The sequence below is a fragment of the Gemmobacter sp. genome, from assembly GCF_046292685.1.
Lineage (GTDB): Bacteria > Pseudomonadota > Alphaproteobacteria > Rhodobacterales > Rhodobacteraceae > Wagnerdoeblera.
In genome coordinates, this window is record NZ_JBKBQM010000051.1 from 1 (window position 1) to 20,587 (window position 20,587).

The 20,587-nt window shown below is 66.1% G+C and carries 17 protein-coding genes; 11 read left to right on the forward strand and 6 right to left on the reverse strand.

Annotation, left to right across the window (positions count from 1 at the left end; translation table 11 throughout):
* Positions 1–190: 190 nt before the first annotated feature.
* Positions 191–1,954 carry an FkbM family methyltransferase gene (locus tag ACK4S2_RS12870; RefSeq protein ID WP_409624990.1) on the forward strand — a complete coding sequence of 588 codons (1,764 nt, stop codon included), beginning with the start codon at positions 191–193 and terminating at the stop codon, positions 1,952–1,954.
* On the opposite strand, the gene ACK4S2_RS12875 is transcribed toward ACK4S2_RS12870, so the two are convergent.
* Positions 1,921–2,742 (reverse strand): alpha/beta hydrolase, encoded by an 822-nt coding sequence (locus ACK4S2_RS12875; protein ID WP_409624993.1) that lies wholly within the window; start codon positions 2,740–2,742, stop codon positions 1,921–1,923. The genes ACK4S2_RS12870 and ACK4S2_RS12875 overlap by 34 nt on opposite strands.
* Positions 2,743–2,816: 74 nt before the next feature.
* The gene (locus tag ACK4S2_RS12880) at positions 2,817–3,413 is read right to left on the reverse strand and encodes a Maf family protein (protein WP_409624996.1); all 597 of its coding nucleotides are present in this window, start codon (positions 3,411–3,413) and stop codon (positions 2,817–2,819) included.
* 394 nt (positions 3,414–3,807) lie between these two features.
* Between ACK4S2_RS12880 and hemJ the strand changes: the two genes are divergently transcribed.
* The 7 genes from hemJ to ACK4S2_RS12915 all read left to right on the forward strand — a co-directional run bounded on the left by hemJ (position 3,808) and on the right by ACK4S2_RS12915 (position 11,191).
* On the forward strand, positions 3,808–4,260 hold the full coding sequence (gene hemJ / locus ACK4S2_RS12885; protein WP_409624999.1) for a protoporphyrinogen oxidase HemJ: 453 nt from the start codon (positions 3,808–3,810) through the stop codon (positions 4,258–4,260).
* A gap of 123 nt (positions 4,261–4,383) precedes the next feature.
* Positions 4,384–5,655 (forward strand): transcription termination factor Rho, encoded by a 1,272-nt coding sequence (rho, locus tag ACK4S2_RS12890; protein ID WP_409625002.1) that lies wholly within the window; start codon positions 4,384–4,386, stop codon positions 5,653–5,655.
* A 10-nt stretch (positions 5,656–5,665) separates the two neighbouring features.
* Complete coding sequence (mnmE, locus tag ACK4S2_RS12895; RefSeq protein WP_409625005.1) at positions 5,666–6,958, forward strand: tRNA uridine-5-carboxymethylaminomethyl(34) synthesis GTPase MnmE; 1,293 nt, start codon at positions 5,666–5,668, stop codon at positions 6,956–6,958.
* A 12-nt stretch (positions 6,959–6,970) separates the two neighbouring features.
* Positions 6,971–8,845: a tRNA uridine-5-carboxymethylaminomethyl(34) synthesis enzyme MnmG gene (gene mnmG, locus ACK4S2_RS12900; protein WP_409625008.1), complete on the forward strand. Its 1,875-nt coding sequence runs from the start codon at positions 6,971–6,973 to the stop codon at positions 8,843–8,845.
* Positions 8,842–9,489, forward strand: a complete 648-nt coding sequence (rsmG, locus tag ACK4S2_RS12905; protein WP_409625011.1) for a 16S rRNA (guanine(527)-N(7))-methyltransferase RsmG — start codon at positions 8,842–8,844, stop codon at positions 9,487–9,489. Before mnmG ends, rsmG begins: the two co-directional genes overlap by 4 nt.
* On the forward strand, positions 9,486–10,265 hold the full coding sequence (locus ACK4S2_RS12910) for a ParA family protein (protein WP_409625014.1): 780 nt from the start codon (positions 9,486–9,488) through the stop codon (positions 10,263–10,265). Before rsmG ends, ACK4S2_RS12910 begins: the two co-directional genes overlap by 4 nt.
* A 14-nt stretch (positions 10,266–10,279) precedes the next feature.
* A complete protein-coding gene (locus ACK4S2_RS12915) occupies positions 10,280–11,191 on the forward strand; it encodes a ParB/RepB/Spo0J family partition protein (RefSeq protein WP_409625018.1) in 912 nt (303 codons plus the stop codon).
* Here ACK4S2_RS12915 and hemW read toward each other — a convergent pair.
* Genes hemW through rph form a run of 3 tightly spaced genes read right to left on the reverse strand, consistent with a single transcriptional unit; the run spans position 11,182 to position 13,688 of the window.
* The gene (gene hemW, locus ACK4S2_RS12920; RefSeq protein WP_409625021.1) at positions 11,182–12,339 is read right to left on the reverse strand and encodes a radical SAM family heme chaperone HemW; all 1,158 of its coding nucleotides are present in this window, start codon (positions 12,337–12,339) and stop codon (positions 11,182–11,184) included. The two genes, ACK4S2_RS12915 and hemW, sit on opposite strands and share 10 nt — an antisense overlap.
* Before the next feature lie 33 nt (positions 12,340–12,372).
* Positions 12,373–12,978: an RdgB/HAM1 family non-canonical purine NTP pyrophosphatase gene (gene rdgB / locus ACK4S2_RS12925; RefSeq protein WP_409625024.1), complete on the reverse strand. Its 606-nt coding sequence runs from the start codon at positions 12,976–12,978 to the stop codon at positions 12,373–12,375.
* Entirely contained in the window at positions 12,975–13,688 is a 714-nt protein-coding gene (gene rph, locus ACK4S2_RS12930) for a ribonuclease PH (RefSeq protein WP_409625027.1), read from the reverse strand. The genes rdgB and rph overlap by 4 nt, the downstream gene beginning before the upstream one ends.
* Before the next feature lie 135 nt (positions 13,689–13,823).
* On the opposite strand from rph, the gene hrcA reads away from it, so the two are divergent.
* Both hrcA and ACK4S2_RS12940 read left to right on the forward strand, forming a co-directional pair.
* On the forward strand, positions 13,824–14,894 hold the full coding sequence (gene hrcA, locus ACK4S2_RS12935; protein WP_409625030.1) for a heat-inducible transcriptional repressor HrcA: 1,071 nt from the start codon (positions 13,824–13,826) through the stop codon (positions 14,892–14,894).
* Between the two features lie 5 nt (positions 14,895–14,899).
* Positions 14,900–15,427, forward strand: a complete 528-nt coding sequence (locus ACK4S2_RS12940) for a nucleotide exchange factor GrpE (protein ID WP_409625033.1) — start codon at positions 14,900–14,902, stop codon at positions 15,425–15,427.
* Between the two features lie 32 nt (positions 15,428–15,459).
* On the opposite strand, the gene mutS is transcribed toward ACK4S2_RS12940, so the two are convergent.
* Positions 15,460–18,111 (reverse strand): DNA mismatch repair protein MutS, encoded by a 2,652-nt coding sequence (gene mutS, locus ACK4S2_RS12945; RefSeq protein ID WP_409625035.1) that lies wholly within the window; start codon positions 18,109–18,111, stop codon positions 15,460–15,462.
* Positions 18,112–18,225: 114 nt separating this feature from the next.
* On the opposite strand from mutS, the gene ACK4S2_RS12950 reads away from it, so the two are divergent.
* Complete coding sequence (locus ACK4S2_RS12950) at positions 18,226–20,481, forward strand: NADP-dependent malic enzyme (protein ID WP_409625039.1); 2,256 nt, start codon at positions 18,226–18,228, stop codon at positions 20,479–20,481.
* The last annotated feature ends 106 nt before the right edge of the window (positions 20,482–20,587 follow it).

The following is a 20,587-nucleotide window of genomic DNA, read 5'->3' on the forward strand; positions in this document are numbered from 1 at the left end:
TGACGACGAGGGGTGGCATCGGGCACCCATACCTCGCCTCGACCAGCACGACGCTCACCGCTGCCGCCCAAACAGAGGGAAAACTGTTCCGCCTCGTGGACTTCTTCAGCAGCCTGCTAAACGACCTTGTCCATGCCTTACCAGTGGTATTGCGATACGCTCAGGCGACCCCGCAGGCAGGAACGCAGTCATGGTAGAGTATTCCGAAGTCATCCAGACCCAGGGCATTTCGGTTCCCTTCGATCCGCGCATCATCACCCCCAAGATCGAGCGTCCGATGCGTCGGGGTCGCTACGAAGGCGGCGAATGCGCCGCCTTGCGCCGCGTGCTGCGCCCCGGGGACCGGGTTCTGGAACTGGGCGCGGGGCTTGGCCTGTGTTCCACCGTGGCGGCGCAGGCCGAAGGGGTCGAGGCGGTGGTGGCCATCGAGGCCAACCCCGAACTTCTGCCCCTGATCCGCGAAACCCACCGCCTGAACGGCGTCGAAGGCAAGGTCGATCTGCGCAACGGCGTGGCGGTGCCTTCGGGCGGGGGCGAGATCCCGTTCTACGTGCGCCCCGATTTCTGGGCCAGCTCGATGGAGGCCGGGTCGCGCGGCTATAGCCGGGTTGAACTGTTGCCGGCCATCGGGCTGGATGCGCTGTTGGCCGAGGTGCGCCCCACGGTGATCGTCTGCGACATCGAGGGCGGCGAGCTGGGCCTGTTCGACAGGATCGCCCTGAACGAGGTGCGGGCCGTGGTGCTGGAACTGCACCCCAAGGTCTACGGCACCGAGGGGCTGGCGCGCATCGCCTGCGCGCTGGCGGTGCAGGGGCTTTACCCGGCGGCCGACAACAAGGCCGGCAGCAGCGTGCAACTGTTCGAGCGGCGCGAGGGCGTGATTGCCCCCGCGCCCGGCAGCCGGATGCCCGCGCGCGCCTATCGCGGCTGGGCACCCGAAGACGCCCGTGTCCTGGTCACGACCTGCATGAAGGACGAAGGCCCCTTCATCCTGGAGTGGCTCGCCTGGCACCGCGCGGTCGGGGTCACCGATTTTGTGGTCTTCACCAACGATTGCAGCGACGGAACGGACCGCATTCTCGACCACCTTGCGGCGCGGGGCGAGCTTGTGCACCTGCCCAATCCCGCGCTGGCCGCGGGCAGCCCAGCGTTCCAGCCCTTTGCGCTGGCCTACACCCACTATCTGCCGGCCTTCCGCGCGGCGGATTTCGTGATCTCGATGGACGTGGACGAATTCCTGAACATCCGCACCGGGCAAGGGCGGCTGACCGACCTGTTCGCGGCCACCGGCCCCTTCGATGCGCTGTCGGTCAGCGAGCTGAACCACGGTTGCAACGGCCGCACGGATTTTGCCCCCGGCTGGATCCGGGCGCAGTTTCCGGCCCACGAATCCGAAACGCCTGGCCGCAAGCGCGCGCGGCGTGGGGTCAAGACCATCACCCGGCTGTCCCCGGCGGTGGAGAAGATCCGCAACCACCGGCCCGACATGTGCCGCGACGGCCTGCCGCCGCGCTGGCTGGACGGTTCGGGGCGGCATCTGGACTGGTTCCACGACGACCCGGCGGAAAACGGCATGGACATCCGCGGCAGTTACGACCTTGTCTCGCTGGATCACTATCCGTTGCGGTCGCTGGGCAGCTTCTTCATGAAGACCCTGCGCGGCGATGTGGTGGTGGCCAACAAGCAGGTGTCCTTGCGTTACTGGAAGGTGCGCAACAGGAACGAACACCTGACCTCGACCTGGCATCCGGCGGTCGAGGCCGCGGCGCGGGCGCTGCACGCCGAACGGTATGAAGGCGATGCCGCCTTGATGGCCCTGCACCACGCCGCTTGCGACTGGCACGCCGCCCGGATCGCCGAGGTTTCGACGCAACCGGAGTTTGCCGAACGGCGGGCCTGGATCATGGCCAATGCATGGGGTCAGGCGGACTCCGACGAGGCCGTAGCGGCCTGATCCACCCGGATCGACAGCGGGTCATCGGCCAGGTCGAAGGCGACGCAGCGCGCGACAGCCGCAGGCAACGGCTCGTCCGGCGCCAGCGTGAGGTTGCCGTGGTCCTGCCGGTCGCTTTCGATGAGCAGGCAGGGGTCCGGGCAATGCTGCGCCAGACGTCGGATAGAGGCCACCGGCACACGCGCGTCGCCCGGGTTGTGCAGCGCCAGAATGCGCGCGCCGGTCGGCTGCAGGCGCGGGGTATAGGCGAACCCGCCGGAAAAGGCAAAGACGGTGGCAACCGGGGGCCGGAGCAGGCCAAGGTGCGCCGGCAGATACAGGGTGTTCAGCGCTGAAATGGCCCCGGCCAAACTGCCCCCCAGCAGGAAGCGCGCCGAAAGCCCCCATTCCGCCGCGCGGGCCGCGGCCAGCGCCAGAAAGGCGCAGGCATCCTCGACCACGGCCAGGGGGCGGGGGCCGATGAAGGTTTCGTGCATGGTTTCGCCGGCGGCCAGGGCTTCGGCCACCAGGTCATCGACCCGGGCCGCGACACCCGGTTGCAGGATCGCAGGCGGACGCGCCAGGCGGTAATCGAGAAATGCCATGCCATAGCCGTGGGTGGCGAATTCGGCCGCGATGCGGGCATGGGCCGGGTGTTCGCGCGATCCGCTGCGAAAGCCGCCGGAATGCATCCAGACGATCAGGCCGTTGGGCGCGCCGGACCCGGGCACGAACAGGTCGGCCTGCAGCGCCCGCGGCCCCTTGCGCGTGGGGTGTTCGGCATAGGTCAGGGTGGACTTCTGGATCATCGCGGCAAACCCCGAACGGCGCGGCCTTCTGTTCTGATTGACACCGGGGCAGGCGGCGATCAAGCCCTTGCCGATCAGGCCGGGATGCTGCCGCGCAGGCCCAGCCAGTTGAGCAGCGGCAAGAGCGGCAGGCCAAGGATGGTGAAGTAGTCGCCTTCGATCTGCGAAAACAGCCGGATGCCTTCGGATTCCAGCTTGTAGCCGCCGACACTGTCCATCACGTCGGCAGCGTTGCGGGAAAGGTAGCCTTCGAGCCAGTCATCGGAAAAGTTCCGCATCGTCAGCCGGGCCTGCCCGACATGGCGCCAGACCGGGCGCCCGTCCTCGAAGACGACGGCCGCGGAAAGCAGCTGGTGGGTCTGGCCGCGCAAGGCCAGAAGCTGGGCCCGCAACCCGGCCGCATCGGCCGGTTTTCCGAAGGCTTCGCCTTGAAAGGCAAGCACCTGGTCGCAGCCGAGGACCAGCGCCTCCGGGTGGCGGCTGGCCACGCGCTCGGCCTTCATCTCGGCCAGGGTATCGGCCAGGTCGCGGGGGGTGGCGCCTTCGGCCGCAAGGGCGGTGCGAACCGTCTCCTCGTCGATGCGGGCAGGGTGGGTCGAAACCTGCAGCCCGGCGTTGCGCAACAGCGTGGCCCGGATGGCGGAAGACGATGCAAGAAGGATCGGGCGCATGGGGCGAACCTGTGGATAATCCGGTTTCGTTCCGGTGCCCGATCCGGGCGAAACGGGAACGTCGGCCGCCAGTTGTGGACGACAGGCGCGCGCTGTCAAGCGCCGGGGGTGGCTTTCCACAGGCGGACAAGCTGCGAGGCCCGATTGTGGAAAACCCCGGCAGAGGCATGAAACCCGGAAACAATCCACAGGCCGAGTTGAAGGATGAGGACTGCATCCTTCTGTTCTGAAACGGATTTTATTGAGGTTTCCCGATTTTCTCGATGTCGTGCACCGGTTTTCCACCGGGATCGGTCCTGTGGACGGCATCGGGGCCAAAGCTGCAAATCCGGTTTTCCACCGCCCCTACTATCCATTACATCCTTTTCCAAAGGATTCCTTGAAGGAGGCTGAGATGACCGACTGGCTGGCGAGCCTCTATCCGTGGATCAAGGCCTTGCATGTGGTTTCGGTGATGTCGTGGATGGCGGGTCTGTTCTATCTGCCGCGGCTCTACGTCTATCATGCCGAAAGGGTGCAAGGTGGTCTGGCTGCGGCCGAAGACCTGTTCCGGACGATGGAGCGGCGCTTGCTGCGGGCGATCATGAACCCGGCGATGGTGGCGACCTGGGTCTTCGGGCTGTTGCTGGTGCTGACCCCCGGCATCGTGGACTGGTCGGCCGCCTGGCCCTGGGTGAAGGGCGCGAGCGTTCTGGCGATGACCTGGTTTCACATGTGGCTGGCCGCGCGGCGCAAGGACTTTGCCGCCGGGCGCAACCTGCGGTCGGGGCGCAGCTATCGGCTGATGAACGAGGTGCCGACCCTGCTGATGTTGCTGATCGTGTTTGCCGTGATCGTGAAGTTCTAGGCGCGTTGACAGTTTGCGGGGCGCGGTGTAGCGGAGGGTGGGGGCCGTCCGGCCATACCGCTTCCCGCTTCAACCCTGTCGTGCCGCCTTTAGGGGCGGTGCCCGCTTTTTCGAGACGGTGTCATGACCCAGGATCACCTGAAACTCTCCGATCTGAAGGCCAAGACGCCGGCCGACCTGCTGGCGATGGCCGAGGAATGGGAGATCGAGAACGCCTCGTCCATGCGCAAGGGCGAGATGATGTTCCAGATCCTGAAGGAACATGCCGAGGAAGGCTTCGAGATCGGCGGCGATGGCGTGCTGGAGGTGTTGCAGGACGGTTTCGGGTTCCTGCGGTCGCCCGAGGCCAACTATCTGCCCGGCCCGGACGACATCTATGTGTCGCCCGACATGATCCGGCAATGGTCGCTGCGCACCGGCGATACGGTCGAAGGCGTGATCCAGGCCCCGCGCGAGAACGAGCGGTATTTCTGCCTGACCAAGGTGACCCGGATCAACTTCGACGATCCCGAGAAGGCCCGCCACAAGGTGCACTTCGACAACCTGACGCCGCTTTACCCCGAAGAACGGCTGAAGATGGAGATCGAGGATCCGACGATCAAGGATCGGTCGGCGCGCATCATCGACCTGGTGGCACCCATCGGCAAGGGCCAGCGCGCGTTGATCGTGGCGCCGCCGCGGACCGGCAAGACCGTGCTGTTGCAGAACATCGCCAAATCGCTCGCGGTGAACCACCCGGAATGCTATCTGATCGTGCTGCTGATCGACGAGCGGCCCGAGGAAGTGACCGACATGCAGCGCAGCGTGAAGGGCGAGGTGATTTCCTCGACCTTCGACGAACCGGCGACCCGGCACGTGGCGGTGGCCGAGATGGTGATCGAAAAAGCCAAGCGGTTGGTTGAGCACAAGCGAGATGTTGTGATCCTGCTGGATTCGATCACAAGGCTTGGCAGGGCTTTCAACACCGTTGTGCCGTCGTCAGGCAAGGTTCTGACGGGTGGCGTGGATGCCAATGCCTTGCAGCGGCCCAAGCGGTTCTTCGGGGCGGCGCGCAACATCGAGGAAGGCGGGAGCCTGACGATCATTGCGACGGCGCTGATCGATACGGGTAGCCGCATGGACGAGGTCATCTTCGAGGAGTTCAAGGGCACCGGCAACTGCGAGATCGTGCTGGACCGGAAGGTGGCGGACAAACGTATCTTCCCGGCGATGGATATCCTGAAGTCCGGCACGCGGAAGGAAGAGCTGCTGGTGGCCAAGAACGACCTGCAGAAGACTTATGTGCTGCGCCGGATCCTCAACCCGATGGGCACAACGGATGCCATCGAGTTCCTGATCTCGAAGCTGAAGCAGACCAAGACGAACAGCGAATTCTTCGATTCGATGAACAGCTGAGACGACGGTCATGGAAACCATCTATGCCTTGGCCACGGGCCGGGGCAAGGCAGGCGTCGCCATAGTCCGCGTATCCGGCCCAGCAGCCGTGGAGGGCTTGCTTCCGCTGGTGGGTTCTTTCGGGCCGCCGCGTCGCGCGGTGTTGCGGCGGCTGCGCGATGGTGACGACGTTCTGGACGAAGCCCTGGTCCTGCGTTTCGAGGCGGAACACAGCTTTACCGGCGAAGAGGTGGTGGAGCTGCAGCTTCACGGCAGCCCGGCCATTGCGGCGGCGGTGCTGGATCGTCTGTCGCGGGTGCCGGGGTTCAGGATGGCAGAGGCCGGCGAGTTCACGCGTCGCGCGCTCGAGAACGGCCGTCTTGACCTTGCACAGGTCGAGGGGCTGTCGGACCTTATCCAGGCAGAGACAGAGGCTCAACGGCGTCAGGCGATGCGGGTGTTTTCCGGTGCTGTCGGAGAGAAGGCACTGCGTTGGCGCGCGTTGATGCTGCGCTCGGCGGCCTTGCTCGAGGCAGCGCTCGATTTCGCCGATGAAGATGTGCCGGTGGACGTGTACCCGGAGGTCCGCACCCTGATTGCGCTGCTGCTGGAGGAATTGCGCGCCGAGCAAGCCGGCTACGCTGTGTCGGAGCGGATTCGCGACGGTTTCGAGGTAGCGATCCTCGGGGCGCCGAATGCCGGAAAATCCACCTTGCTGAACCGGTTGGCGGGTCGCGAGGCGGCCTTGACCTCGGAATATGCCGGAACGACGCGAGATGTCATCGAGGTTCGCATGGACCTTGCCGGGTTGCCGGTCACGCTACTGGACACGGCCGGCTTGCGATCTGCTGCGGACCCGGTGGAGGCCATGGGGATTGCCCGTGGCATCGAGCGTGCGCGAAACGCGGATTTGCGCATCTTTCTGGTCGGTCCTGATGACACACCGGGGGAGCTGGCGCTTCGCCCCGGGCCCGACGACCTGGTCGTGCATGGCAAGGCGGATTTGCATGCCGTTTCCGGTTTGGCCATTTCGGGGCTGACGGGTGAGGGCGTGGACATCCTGGTCAAGGAGGTCGAGTCCATCCTGGCGCGTCGGGCGGGTGCTGCCGCAACGATCACACGCGAAAGGCACCGGACGGCGGTTCGCAGATCGATCGAGGCTTTGGAATCGGCGCAAGCAGTGATAATGGCTGGAGAAGACAACGAGGAAGTTGCAGCAGACGCGCTGCGTCAGGCGATGGCCGCCATGGACGATCTTGTCGGCAGGATTGGCGTGGAGGACTTGCTGGGCGAAATCTTCGCGTCGTTCTGCATCGGAAAGTAGGGCTTGTTTCACATGAAACATTACGACGTCATCGTGGTAGGCGGTGGTCATGCAGGCACCGAGGCAGCAGACGCAGCGGCGCGCATGGGGGCGCAAACCGCGCTTGTGACCCTGCGGATCGACCGGATCGGCGTGATGTCGTGCAACCCTGCCATCGGCGGCCTGGGAAAAGGCCACCTGGTGCGCGAAATCGACGCCCTGGATGGCGTCATGGCAAGAGCCGGGGACAAGGCCGGGATTCAGTACCGGCTGCTGAACCGAAGCAAGGGGCCAGCTGTCCAGGGGCCGCGAATCCAGGCTGACCGCGCGCTGTATCGTGCGGCCGTGCAGGAAATCCTTTTGCATCGCGCGGGACTCGAGATCATCGAAGGGGAAGTGGCTGCCTTCCTTCTTGCCGGTGGCCGGGTCCAGGGCCTTGCACTGGCCGATGGGCGTCGGTTTTCGGCGTCCAGCATTGTGCTGACCGCCGGTACCTTCCTGAACGGGCAAATGCATGTCGGGCAAGACAAGGCGCCGGGTGGCCGGGTCGGTGACCCTGCCTCGACAAGACTGGCGGCGATGCTCGCCGAAATTGCCCCCGGTCGAGGCAGGCTGAAGACAGGAACACCGCCAAGATTGGACGGACGCAGCATCGATTGGGGCAGACTCGACAGCCAGGCCGGGGACGCGGATCCCGTCATGCTGTCGTTCCTGCACAAGAAACCCTTCGTGCGCCAGATCGCCTGCGGGATAACCCATACCAACGAGAGAACGCACGAGATCGTGCGTCAGAACCTGTCGCAGTCGGCCATGTACGGGGGGTTCATCGAAGGCGTCGGGCCGCGCTACTGCCCTTCGATCGAGGACAAGATCGTTCGCTTTGCCGACAAGACCAGTCACCAGGTCTTTCTCGAACCCGAGGGTCTCGAAGATACGACCGTCTATCCGAACGGCATTTCCACATCGCTTCCGGCAACGGTGCAGGAAGCCTATGTGCGCAGCATCGCCGGACTCGAACAGGTTCGCATCCTGCAACCGGGTTATGCGATCGAGTACGATTACTTCGACCCGCGCGGTCTGACCCGGACCTTGCAGGTTCGGGATGTCGCCGGGCTGTACTTCGCGGGTCAAATCAACGGCACCACCGGCTACGAAGAAGCCGGTGCGCAGGGGCTTCTTGCCGGCATCAACGCCGCACGGTTTGCGCGCGGCGACAGCGAAGTGGTCTTGCACCGCACCGACAGCTACATCGGCGTCATGGTTGACGACCTGGTGACCCGCGGCGTGACCGAGCCCTACCGGATGTTCACCTCTCGGGCCGAATACCGCCTGACCCTGCGGGTGGATAACGCCGATCAGCGCCTGACACCGCTTGGCCTGCAAATCGGCTGCGTCGGCGACGAACGGGCCAGCGCCTTTCATAGCCGGATGGACAAGCTCGACAAGGCGCGTGCGACACTGACCCGAAACCGTTTCAGCCCGAAAGAGCTGGAGGCGGTCGGCATTGCGGCAAACAAGGACGGCGTTCGCCGGGCAGCCCTCGAGTTGCTGTCCTACCCGAACGTCTCGCCCGAGCAGATTGCGGCGCTGGTCCCGGACGCCAAGGCGATCGCGCCGGAGATTTTCGCCCAGCTTCAGCGCGAATCGTTGTATGTGGCTTACGAGGATCGTCAGCGCCATCAGATCGAGACTGTGCGAAAGGACGAAAACCGGCGCATTCCGGCCGATCTGGATTATCGGGGCATCGCCGGCCTGTCGTTCGAGCTGCAACAAAAGCTTGATCGGGCGCGGCCCGAAAGCCTGGCGCAAGCGGCGCGCATCGAAGGCATGACCCCGGCGGCGCTGGCCTTGCTGCATTTGCGGCTCCGTGCCCTGAGCGGGGCTGACAGGCGCGAGGCCAGTGCGTGACCTTCGACGACCTGGAACGGCTTGCCGGCTGCAGCCTCGATCCCGCCGCTAGAGCGGCCTTTCAGGCTTATGCCGATCTGGTGACGCGTTGGACGCAACGCATCAATCTGGTGTCGCGGTCCACGCTGGACACGCTCTGGAGTCGCCACATCGCGGATTCGGCGCAGCTGTTTCCGCTGGCTCCGCCCAGCGCCCGGCGCTTCGCCGATCTCGGCAGCGGTGGCGGCTTCCCGGGCATCGTCCTGGCGATACTTGCCCGGCAGCACCGGCCCGAGGCGCGCTTCGCGCTGGTCGAATCCGACCAGCGCAAGGCGACCTTCCTGCGCGAGGCCGTCCGGGTTACCGGTGTCGCGGCCGAGATCCTGTGCGCCCGCGCCGAGCATGTGGCGCCCCTGGCGGCAGAAGTCGTCAGTGCCCGAGCGCTGTCGGCCTTGCCGGAGCTTCTCGGGCTTGTGCATCGCCATCTCGCGCCGAACGGCGTGGCTTTGCTTCCGAAGGGCGCCGGCTCTCAGGCCGAGGTCGATGCCGCTCGCAGCTCTTGGGCATTTGACGTCGAGGAGTTTCCCAGTCAAACAAGCCCCGATGCCCGGCTTTTGCGGCTGCAGCATCTTTCCCGTCGCACTGGAAGCAGCACTTCGACATGAGAATCATCGCGATCGCAAACCAGAAAGGTGGCGTCGGAAAGACCACCACCACCATCAATCTGGGCGCCGCCCTTGCCGAACAGGGAAAGCGCGTGTTGCTGGTTGACCTCGATCCTCAAGGGAACACCTCGACGGGCCTCGGGATTCCGGCCGACGCCCGAAAGAACACCAGCTACGATCTTCTCCTCGGCGACTCGGCGCCCGATCCGATCGCGGTCGGTCTGGGGGCAGGGCAGCTGTGGCTGATTCCGGCAAACACCGACCTTGCATCCGCCGATATCGAACTGCACGCGCACGAAAAGCGCAGCTTTCTGTTGCATGATGCCTTGCGTCACATGGGCCCCGACGCCGGCGATTTCGACTACATTCTCATCGATTGCCCGCCGTCGCTGAATCTCCTGACGGTGAATGCCATGGTTGCGGCCCATGCGGTGCTCGTTCCGCTCCAGGCCGAGTTCTACGCGCTGGAAGGGCTCTCGCAGCTGATGATGACGATTCGCGAGGTGCGCACCAAGGCCAACCCCGGCCTGCGGATCGAAGGCGTTGTTCTCACCATGGCCGACATGCGAAACCGGCTGTCGCAGCAGGTCGAAGCCGATGTGCGGCAAACCCTGGGCGATCTCGTGTTTCAAAGCGTCATTCCGCGAAATGTGCGCATCAGCGAGGCGCCCTCTTACGCGCAAACCATTCTCGACTATGATCCGTTGTCCAAGGGCAGCCAGGCCTACCGCGCACTTGCGCTCGAGGTTCTGGCGCGGCATGAGGGGACGCGATGAGTGGAGATGACGCAATGAACGACCGCAAGATCGAGCGTCGTGGTCTTGGCCGCGGCTTGTCTGCCTTGATGGCGGATGTCGGAATGGTGGAAAGCGTCTCTGCACGCGGGAACGTGCCTGCCGGCGTGCGCGACGTGCCGATCGAGCAGGTCAGACCCAATCCCGACCAGCCGCGCCGCCGTTTCGACAAGGAGGCGCTCGACGAGCTGGCAAGTTCGATCCGCGAGAAGGGAGTCTTGCAGCCGCTTCTGGTGCGCGAGCGCGACGGCGGGTTCGAAATCGTCGCCGGCGAACGGCGCTGGCGTGCTGCGCAACTGGCGCAGCTTCACAGCATCCCCGTTCTGGTGCGCAGCTACGACGATACCGAGGTTCTCGAAGTCGCCATCATCGAGAACATCCAGCGCGCGGACCTGAGCCCGGTGGAGGAAGCAACGGCCTATCGTCAGCTGATCGAGAAGTTCGGCCATACGCAGGAAAAGCTCGCCGAATCCTTGGGGAAAAGCCGAAGCTACATTGCCAATGCGCTGCGTTTGCTCAGCCTTCCTGCGGATGTGGTCGGCATGGTCGAGACGGGCGCGCTTTCGGCCGGCCATGCGCGGGCTCTGGTCACCTCCGACAAGGCCTCCAAACTTGCACGGCGCATTGTCGACGAAGGCATGACGGTGCGGGAAGTCGAGCGCCTGGTGCGAGAGGAAAAGGCAGGCCCGTCGACGACTCCGCGCAGCTATCGCGGCCGCAGGTCTAACAAGGACGCCGACACCTTGGCGCTTGAGGCCGATGTTTCCGCCAATCTGAAGATGTCGGTCAAGATCAACCACGAGGCGCATACCGGCGCAGGCACGATCTCGATCCGGTATAACACGCTGGAGCAACTCGATCTGCTCTGTCGCGTGCTTTCGGCGATTCCCAGCGACGTTCAGGTCTGATCCACGCGCAAATCGCTGCAAAGTTGCCGGAGAATCGCGTTCAACAGCAGCCGGCCATCGCGCGACGTGCGCAGGTGGCTTGCGTCGCGTTCCAGCAGCCCGGTTTCGAGCAGTTGCCCGCAGGACATCCAGTTCCGCCAGTCGATGCCGGCAGCTTCCAGCCTTTGGAGGGAGACACCTTCCGAAAGCCGCAACCCCATCAGCAGAACTTCCTGCGCCTGCTCGAGGGGGCTCAGCGGTGTGACCGTAACGTCGCCGTTGCCGCGGGTTTCGACCGCGGTCAACCAGCCGGCCGGGTCCCGGATCGCTTCTGTGGCGCGTCGCGTCGGGCCGATGCCAAGCCGGCCATGTGCGCCGGGTCCGATGCCTGCATAGGTTCCGGCCTGCCAATAGATCAGGTTGTGCCGGCATTCCTGGCCTGGGCGGGCGTGGTTGGAGATTTCATAGGCAGAAAGTCCGGCAGCATCGCAAAGCGCCTGCGTCGCCTCGAAAAAGGCAACAGACCTGTCTTCATCCGGCAGGCCCTGCAGTTGCCCGGCGGCGTGGCGTCGGCCGAAGACGGTTCCTTCCTCGATCGTCAGCTGATACAGCGACAGATGCGTGGTCCCGAACTGCAGCGCTTCCGCAAGTTCGCGCGTCCAATCCGGGACACTCTGATATTGGCGACCATACATCAGGTCCAGATTCACGCGATCGAACACGAACTGGGCGGTTTCGATGGCGCGCAGGGCCTCGGCACGATCATGCTTGCGACCCAGCAGTCGCAAGTCGGCATCGTTCAACGCCTGTATCCCGAGCGACACCCGATTGACGCCTGCGTCCCTGTAGGCGCCAAGGCGACCCGCCTCGACCGATGACGGATTGGCCTCCAGGGTGATTTCCAGGGCGTTGGCGCACCGCCAGGCCGACCGTGCGGCGTCGATGACGGCCGCGACCACATCCGGCGACATCAGAGAAGGCGTGCCACCGCCGAAAAAGATCGTGCCAAGCGTGGAGTCCGGGCTCTCGGCGGAAACCCGGGCAATTTCGCTGCGATAGGCCGAGATCCAACGCGCCTGATCGATACGATTCGCCACGTGGCTGTTGAAGTCGCAGTACGGGCACTTCGACTCGCAGTAGGGCCAGTGAATGTACAATCCGAAAGCCATCTCAGTCCCCAGTTTCCGTGCGGCGCGATGGTTTCACGTGAAACAGGACATCAGCGCCCCAAAGGCGCGACCCCGGTGACTGAGCCTGTTCTTCTCCCAGCGATCCATCTCGCCAAAGGTCAGATCGTGTCCATCCGGCAGAAAGATCGGATCATAGCCATGCCCGTTCTCGCCCCGACCCGGGCAGACGATGCGGCCGTCGATGGACCCCTGAAAGACCTCATCGTGCCCGTCCGGCCAGGCCAGCACAAGCACGCTGACGAAACGCGCCGTCCTTGCCGCCTCTGCGCCAGCTTCATCGAGCATCCGGCAAACCTTTGCCATCGCCATCCCAAAGTCACGGCCCTCCGGTGTTTCGGCCCAATCGGCAGAGTAGACACCCGGCGCACCGCCAAGCGCGTCCACACACAGCCCCGAATCGTCTGCAAGGGCAACCTCGCCGCTCGCCCGAGCGGCCGCGTGGGCCTTGATCCGGGCGTTGCCCACAAAGGTCGTCTCGGTCTCTGCCGGCTCGGGAAGCCCGAGTTCGCCCGCCGAAACGATCGTCAGGGCGCGTCCCTGGAAAAGAGCGCGAATCTCCTCCAGCTTCCCCTTGTTGTGCGTCGCAACAACAAGCCGCTCGCCCTCGAACCGCCTCACGACAGTGCCGCCTTCTGAGCTTCGACCAGCTGCCGGATCCCCGCTTCGGCCATGTCCAGCAGCTGCCCCATTTCCCCGCGCGAGAAGGCGGCGCCTTCCGCCGACATCTGCACTTCGATCAGCTTGCCGCCGCCGGTCAGCACGAAGTTGCCATCCATCCCTGCCGCGCTGTCCTCCAGATACTCCAGATCCACCACCGGCTGCCCGGCATAGATCCCGCAGGATACCGCAGCAACATGATCCAGGATCGGGTCCGAGACGATTGCCCGGCTTGCAAGCAGCCGGTTCGCCGCCAGGCGCAAGGCCACCCAGCCCCCGGTGATCGCGGCGCAGCGCGTGCCGCCATCGGCCTGCAACACATCGCAATCGACCACGATCTGCCGTTCCCCCAGCGCGGCCCGGTCCACCCCGGCGCGCAGCGCCCGCCCGATCAGCCGCTGGATTTCGACCGTCCGGCCTTGCTGCTTGCCAGCGGCGGCCTCGCGCCGGGTGCGCGTATGGGTGGCGCGCGGCAGCATGCCGTATTCCGCCGTCACCCATCCCAGGCCGGTGCCCTTCAGGAACGGCGGCGGCTTGTCTTCCACCGTCGCCGTGCACAGCACATGGGTATCCCCCATCTTGATCAGGCACGATCCCTCCGCATGCCGCGCAACGCCGGTCTCGATCGAAATCCTGCGCAACTCGTCCAGTTTCCGCCCCGATGGCCGCATGTCCTCGTCCTTTCCGCTGATGCTCCCCGGCACCTACTCCGCGCGCCTCGGCCTGACAACCCCATGTCCCCCGCGCATGATTGACGAAGGCCCCTCCGCGCCCTTATTTTGCAAGGCCGCACCAGGATCAACCGCATGACAGACCGCCCGAATCCGCTGTCAGATCTCAACGCCCGCTCGCGCGAAGTCTTTCGCCGGGTGGTCGAAGGGTATCTGCAATCCGGCGACCCGGTCGGGTCGCGCACGCTCACCCGCACCATGTCGGAAAAGCTCTCGGCAGCCACGATCCGCAACGTGATGCAGGATCTCGAATACCTCGGTCTGCTGGGTTCTCCGCATGTCTCGGCCGGGCGCATCCCGACGCAGCTCGGCCTGCGGATGTTCGTCGATGGCCTGCTCGAGGTCGCCGAAATCGGCGACTCCGACCGGGAGACGATCGACGCCTCGCTCGAAAGCACCGACCACGACGTCACCAACATGCTCGACCATGTCGGCGCCACGCTGTCGCGCATCACGCGCGGGGCCAGCCTCGTGCTGGCGCCGAAACACGAAACCCCGATCCGCCATATCGAATTCGTCAGCCTCGGCGCCGACCGGGCCCTGGTCGTCCTGGTCTTTGCCGACGGTCACGTCGAAAACCGGGTCTTCACCCCGCCGCCGGGGCAGACGCCCTCCTCCATGCGCGAGGCTGCGAACTTCCTCAACGCCATCGCCGAAGGCCGCACCCTCTCCGACCTGCGCAGCGACATCGCCGGCGAGCTCAAGCGCCATCGCCAGGAAATCGACGAACTGGCCCGCAGCCTTGTCGAAAGCGGCCTCGCCGTCTGGGAAAACGCCGGCGAATCGTCCGAGCGCCTGATCGTGCGCGGCCGCGCCAACCTGCTGCCCGAAAGCGACGAAGGCGCCGAGCTCGAACGCATCCGCACCCTGTTCGACGACCTCGAGCGCAAGCGCGACATCGCCGAGTTTCTCGACCTGGCCGAGCAAGGCGAAGGCGTGCGCATTTTCATCGGGTCCGAGAACAAGCTTTTCTCACTTTCGGGTTCCTCTCTGGTCGTCTCTCCCTATATGAACGCCGAGCGGAAGATCATCGGCGCCGTCGGCGTGATCGGTCCGACGCGGCTCAACTACGGCCGCATCGTGCCCATCGTCGATTACACGGCCCAGCTCGTGGGGCGCATGATCTCCGACCGGACGAAAGGATGACAGGAATGCAGGACGAAACGCAGAACACGCCGCCGGCCGGCGAAGCCGAGTTCGATTACATCGACGCTGCCGAGCTGGATGCCCTGCGGGCCGAGCGCGACGAGCTGCGCGACAAGTTCATGCGGGCACTGGCCGATGCCGAAAACGCGCGCAAGCGCGCCGAACGCGACCGGCGCGAGGCCGAACAATACGGCGGCTCCCGCCTGGCGCGCGACCTTCTGCCGGTGCACGACAACCTGCGCCGCGCGCTCGACGCCATCCCCGAAGATCTGCGCAGCCCCGCCGCTGCCTTGATCGAAGGCGTCGAACTCACCCTGCGCGAGCTGCACACCGTCTTTTCGCGGCATGGTGTCACCATCATTTCGCCCAAGCCGGGCGATGCCTTCGACCCCCAGGTGCATCAGGCGATGTTCGAGGCGCCGGTGCCCGGCACCGTGGCTGGCACCATCCTGCAATGCATGGCCGATGGCTTCATGCTGCACGACCGCCTGTTGCGGCCGGCCCAGGTCGGCGTGTCGTCGAACGTCGGCTGAACCGGGCAGGGCAGGGCGGCGCGGGCGCCGCCTTACCCCTCCGCAAGCGCCAGGCGCCGCAATTCGTAAACCAGATCCAGCGCCTCGCGCGGCGACAGGTCGTCGGGCGACAGCGCGCGCAACCGCTCGGCCACCGCCGAGGGTTCCGGCCGCGCCGGCGCGGCCCGCGGTGCCTGGGCTGCGGCGGAAAACAGCGGCAAATCGTCCATCAGCGCCTTCTGCCGCGCGGCCCCGCCTTCGCGCTCGCCCTTTTCCAGCGCATCCAGCACCACCCGCGCCCGCTCCACCACGCTGCGCGGCAAGCCGGCCAGACGCGCCACCTGCACCCCGTAGGATCGGTCGGCGGCGCCCATCCGCACCTCGTGCAGGAAAATCACCTCGCCTTGCCACTCCTTGACACGCACCGTGGCGTTTTCCACCCCGGGCAGTCTGGCCGCCAATCCGGTCATTTCGTGGTAATGCGTGGCAAACAGCGCCCGGCAGCGGTTGGTTTCGTGCAGGTGCTCCAGCACCGCCCAGGCAATCGAAAGCCCGTCATAGGTCGCCGTGCCGCGGCCGATTTCGTCCAGAATGACCAGCGCCCGGTCATCGGCCTGGTTCAGGATGCCCGCGGTTTCGACCATTTCGACCATGAAGGTCGAACGGCCCCGTGCCAGGTCGTCCGAGGCGCCGACCCGGCTGAACAACTGGCTGACAAGCCCGATGCGGGCCGACCGCGCCGGCACATGGCTGCCCGCCTGCGCCAGCAGCGCAATCAGCGCGTTCTGCCGCAGAAAGGTCGATTTGCCCGCCATGTTCGGCCCGGTCAGCAACCAGATGGCCGGCGCGTCGCCCGCCGACAATGCGCAATCGTTGGCGACAAAGGCCTGTCCCTCGCGCCGCAACGCCCGTTCCACCACCGGGTGCCGCCCGGCCACCACCTCGAAGGCCCGGCTGTCGTCCACCACGGGTTCGCACCAGTCCTCGGCCACCGCCAGATCGGCCAGCGCGGCGGCCAGATCCAGCTCTGCAAGCCCCCGCGCGGCCTCGCCCACCGGCCCGGCGGCTGCAAGAACTTCGGCTCTCAGCGCCGAATAGAGCCGCTTTTCGATGTCCAGCGCATGGTTCGCCGCATTCAGAATCCGGGTTTCCAGCGCCGAAAGCTCGACCGTGGTGAACCGCACCTGGTTCGCCGTGGTCTGGCGATGGATGAACCGTTCGGCCAGCGGCGGCGCCATCATGCGCTCGGCATGGCGGTCGGTCGTCTCGATGAAATAGCCCAGCACGTTGTTGTGCCGGATCTTCAGGCTGGCGATGCCGGTTTCGGCGCAATAGTCGGCCTGCATCCGGGCAATCACGCCGCGCCCTTCGTCGCGCAAGGCGCGCGTCTCGTCCAGCTCGGCATCGAATCCCTCGGCGATGAAGCCGCCATCGCGCACCAGCAGCGGCGGTTCGGCGACCAATGCCGCGCCCAGCCGGGCTGCCAGCGCCTCTTGCCCGGTCAGCGGGCGCAGCGCATCGGCCAGGATCGCCGGCAAGAGGCATCCCGCCAGGGTCTCGGCGATGCCGGCGGCCTGCACCAGCCCCGCCCGGATCGCCGCGAGGTCGCGCGGCCCGCCGCGGTCCAGCGCCAGGCGCGACAGGGCGCGGTCCATGTCCGGCACCGCCTTCAACGCCGTCCGCAACGCATCGCGCAAGGCGTTGTCCTCGACCAGCCAGCGCACCGCTTCCAGGCGCTGCCGAATGACCTGCAAGTCTCTGGACGGCCCCGAGAGCCGCTTTTCCAGCAGCCGCGCCCCGGCCGCCGTCACCGTGCGGTCGATCGCGGCCAGCAAGGAGCCTTCGCGCCCCCCGCCGGCCCCGACGGTAATTTCCAGCGACCGCCGGGTTGCGGCGTCGATCTGCATCACCCCGCCGGGCAATTCGCGCACCGGCGGGCGCAACAGCGGCAGCCTTCCGCGCTGCGTCAGGTCCAGGTATTCCGCCAGCGCCCCCATCGCCGCCAGTTCCGCGCGGTCGAACTGGCCGAAGCCTTCCAGCGTGCTCACCTGCCACAGGCCGCACAGCCGCCGCTCCGACGCGGTCGAATCGAACACCGCCCGCGGCCGCAGCGTTTCCACCGCGCCAAGGTCGCGCACCACCGCGGCCAGCCCCTCGGCCGCCTCCGACAGCAGCACCTCGCGTGGGCCGAGGCGCGCCAGTTCCGGGCCAAGCCGCACGGCCGGGCAAGGCATCACCCGCATCTCGCCGGTCGAAATGTCCACCCAGGCCAGCGCCCCCGCCTCGCGCACCTCGGCAAAGGCGGCAAGGTAGTTGTGCCGCCGCGCCTCCAGCAGCGTGTCCTCGGTCAGGGTGCCCGGGGTCACCAGCCGCACCACCTCGCGCCGCACCACCGCCTTGGACCCGCGCTTCCTCGCCTCGACAGGGTCTTCCATCTGCTCGGCGATGGCCACGCGGAACCCCTTGCGGATCAGCGCCAGCAGATAGCCTTCGGCCGAATGCACGGGCACGCCGCACATCGGAATGTCCTGGCCCAGGTGCTGCCCGCGTCTGGTCAGCGCGATGTCCAGCGCCGCCGCCGCCTGTGCGGCATCCTCGAAGAACATCTCGTAGAAATCGCCCATCCGGTAGAACAGCAGCGCATCGGGATTCTGCGCCTTGATTTCCAGATACTGCGCCATCATCGGCGTGACGGTCTCGGTCATGGGGCCCCCCTGTCGGCGCCGCGAACCTAGCGCAAGCCGCACAGGCCAGAAACCCCGCAAATCCATTGTCGCCTTCGCAAAGGGCCGCTAAACGGGGCGAAAAGGGAGGCCACCATGACCCGTGCCAAGATCACGCCCGAAGAGGCGCTTGCCTATCACCTCGAACCGCGGCCGGGGAAATACGATGTCGTCGCCTCCACCCCGATGGCCACCCAGCGCGACCTGAGCCTGGCCTATTCGCCCGGCGTCGCCGTGCCCGTCCAGGCCATCGCCGACAACCCCGCCACCGCCTACGACTACACGGTCAAGGGCAACATGGTGGCCGTCATTTCCAACGGCACCGCCATTCTCGGCCTCGGCAACCTCGGCGCGCTGGCCTCCAAGCCGGTGATGGAAGGCAAGGCGGTTCTGTTCAAGCGCTTTGCCGACGTCAACGCCATCGACATCGAGCTCGACACCGAAGACCCCGACGAGATCGTCAAGGCCGTCGCGCTGATGGGCCCCACCTTCGGCGGCATCAACCTCGAAGACATCAAGGCCCCCGAGTGCTTCATCATCGAAAGCCGGCTGAAGGAGATCATGGACATCCCGGTGTTCCACGACGACCAGCACGGCACCGCGGTGATCTGCGCCGCCGGCCTCATCAACGCGCTGGAAATGACCGGCAAGCGCATCCAGGACGTGCGCATCGTGCTGAACGGGGCAGGGGCCGCGGGCATCGCCTGCCTCGAACTGCTGAAGTCGATGGGCGCCCGCCCCGACAACTGCATCATGTGCGACACCAAGGGCGTGGTCTACCAGGGCCGCACCGAAGGCATGAACCAGTGGAAATCCGCCCACGCCGCCAGGACCGACCTGCGCACGCTGGAGGAGGCGATGAAGGGTGCCGACGTGTTCCTCGGCGTGTCGGCCAAGGGTGCCGTGACGCAGGACATGGTCGCCTCGATGGCCGACAACCCGGTCATCTTCGCCATGGCCAACCCCGACCCGGAAATCACCCCCGAAGACGCCCACGCCGTGCGCCCCGATGCCATCGTGGCCACAGGGCGCAGCGATTACCCGAACCAGGTCAACAACGTGCTGGGCTTTCCCTACCTGTTCCGCGGGGCGCTCGACATTCATGCCCGGGCGATCAACGACGCGATGAAGATCGCCTGCGCCGAGGCGCTGGCCCGCCTTGCGCGCGAGGATGTGCCCGACGAGGTGGCAATGGCCTATGGCCGCAAACTGTCCTTCGGGCGCGACTACATCATCCCCACGCCCTTCGACCCGCGGCTGATCTACGTGATCCCGCCGGCGGTGGCGCGGGCCGGCATGGATACCGGCGTGGCCCGGCGCCCGATCATCGACATGAAGGCCTACGAGGCCGGGCTCAAGGCGCGGATGGACCCGACCGCAAGCATCCTGCAAGGCGTGCACGCGCGCGCGCGGGCCGCGCAGGCGCGGATGATCTTTGCCGAAGGCGACGATCCGCGCGTGCTGCGCGCGGCCGTGGCCTATCAGCGCGCCGGGCTGGGGCGGGCGCTGGTGGTCGGGCGCGAACCCGACGTGCGCGAAAAGCTCGAGGTCGCGGGCCTGGCCGATGCCGCGCGCGAGCTGGAAATCGTGAACGCCGCCAATACCCGGCACCTCGATGCCTACAAGGATTTCCTCTATCGCCGGTTGCAGCGCCAGGGGCACGACCGGCAGGATGTGCACCGCCTTGCCGCCCGCGACCGGCACGTCTTTGCCGCGCTGATGCTGGCGCATGGCCACGGCGACGGGCTGGTCACCGGCGCCACGCGCAAATCGGCGCATGTGCTCAGCCTCATCAACCACGTGTTCGACGCCTCGGCTGCCGATGGAGCCGTGGGGGTGACGGCGCTGTTGCACAAGGGGCGCATCGTGCTGGTGGCCGATACGCTGGTGCACGAATGGCCCGAGGCCGAGGATCTGGCCACCATCGCCCAGCGCGCCGCCGGGGTGGCGCGCAACCTCGGGCTCGATCCGCGGGTGGCCTTCGTGTCGTTCTCGACCTTCGGCTATCCGGTCAGCGAGCGCGCCAGCAAGATGCACGAGGCGCCACTGGTGCTGGACCGGCGCGGGGTCGATTTCGAATACGAAGGCGAAATGACCGTGGATGTGGCGCTGAACCCCGAACAGATGGCGCATTATCCCTTCTGCCGCCTGACCGGGCCGGCGAACATTCTGGTGGTGCCGGCGCGGCATTCGGCCAGCATCTCGGTCAAGCTGATGCAGGAAATGGCCGGCGCCACGGTGATCGGCCCCATCCTGGCCGGCGTGAAGAAGCCGATCCAGATCTGTTCCACCAGCGCCACGGTCAACGACATCCTCAACATGGCCGTCATGGCCGCCTGCAAGATTGGGTGAGCCGCGGTCCGGGCCGCAGGCCCGGATCGGCCGCTCCGGTGGAGCGGGCGAAGCGGCGAACGCCCGAAGCGCAAGCGGAGGGCCGGCAAGAGCGGTCCCGGCCGCC

What these genes read in the sequence shown, in the direction of transcription:
- ACK4S2_RS12870 (WP_409624990.1), top strand. Translation starts at nt 191, where the DNA reads ATGGTAGAGTATTCCGAAGTCATCCAGACCCAGGGCATTTCGGTTCCC.
- ACK4S2_RS12875 (WP_409624993.1), bottom strand. Translation starts at nt 2,742, where the DNA reads ATGATCCAGAAGTCCACCCTGACCTATGCCGAACACCCCACGCGCAAG.
- ACK4S2_RS12880 (WP_409624996.1), bottom strand. Translation starts at nt 3,413, where the DNA reads ATGCGCCCGATCCTTCTTGCATCGTCTTCCGCCATCCGGGCCACGCTG.
- hemJ (WP_409624999.1), top strand. Translation starts at nt 3,808, where the DNA reads ATGACCGACTGGCTGGCGAGCCTCTATCCGTGGATCAAGGCCTTGCAT.
- rho (WP_409625002.1), top strand. Translation starts at nt 4,384, where the DNA reads ATGACCCAGGATCACCTGAAACTCTCCGATCTGAAGGCCAAGACGCCG.
- mnmE (WP_409625005.1), top strand. Translation starts at nt 5,666, where the DNA reads ATGGAAACCATCTATGCCTTGGCCACGGGCCGGGGCAAGGCAGGCGTC.
- mnmG (WP_409625008.1), top strand. Translation starts at nt 6,971, where the DNA reads ATGAAACATTACGACGTCATCGTGGTAGGCGGTGGTCATGCAGGCACC.
- ACK4S2_RS12910 (WP_409625014.1), top strand. Translation starts at nt 9,486, where the DNA reads ATGAGAATCATCGCGATCGCAAACCAGAAAGGTGGCGTCGGAAAGACC.
- ACK4S2_RS12915 (WP_409625018.1), top strand. Translation starts at nt 10,280, where the DNA reads ATGAACGACCGCAAGATCGAGCGTCGTGGTCTTGGCCGCGGCTTGTCT.
- hemW (WP_409625021.1), bottom strand. Translation starts at nt 12,339, where the DNA reads ATGGCTTTCGGATTGTACATTCACTGGCCCTACTGCGAGTCGAAGTGC.
- rph (WP_409625027.1), bottom strand. Translation starts at nt 13,688, where the DNA reads ATGCGGCCATCGGGGCGGAAACTGGACGAGTTGCGCAGGATTTCGATC.
- hrcA (WP_409625030.1), top strand. Translation starts at nt 13,824, where the DNA reads ATGACAGACCGCCCGAATCCGCTGTCAGATCTCAACGCCCGCTCGCGC.
- ACK4S2_RS12940 (WP_409625033.1), top strand. Translation starts at nt 14,900, where the DNA reads ATGCAGGACGAAACGCAGAACACGCCGCCGGCCGGCGAAGCCGAGTTC.
- mutS (WP_409625035.1), bottom strand. Translation starts at nt 18,111, where the DNA reads ATGACCGAGACCGTCACGCCGATGATGGCGCAGTATCTGGAAATCAAG.
- ACK4S2_RS12950 (WP_409625039.1), top strand. Translation starts at nt 18,226, where the DNA reads ATGACCCGTGCCAAGATCACGCCCGAAGAGGCGCTTGCCTATCACCTC.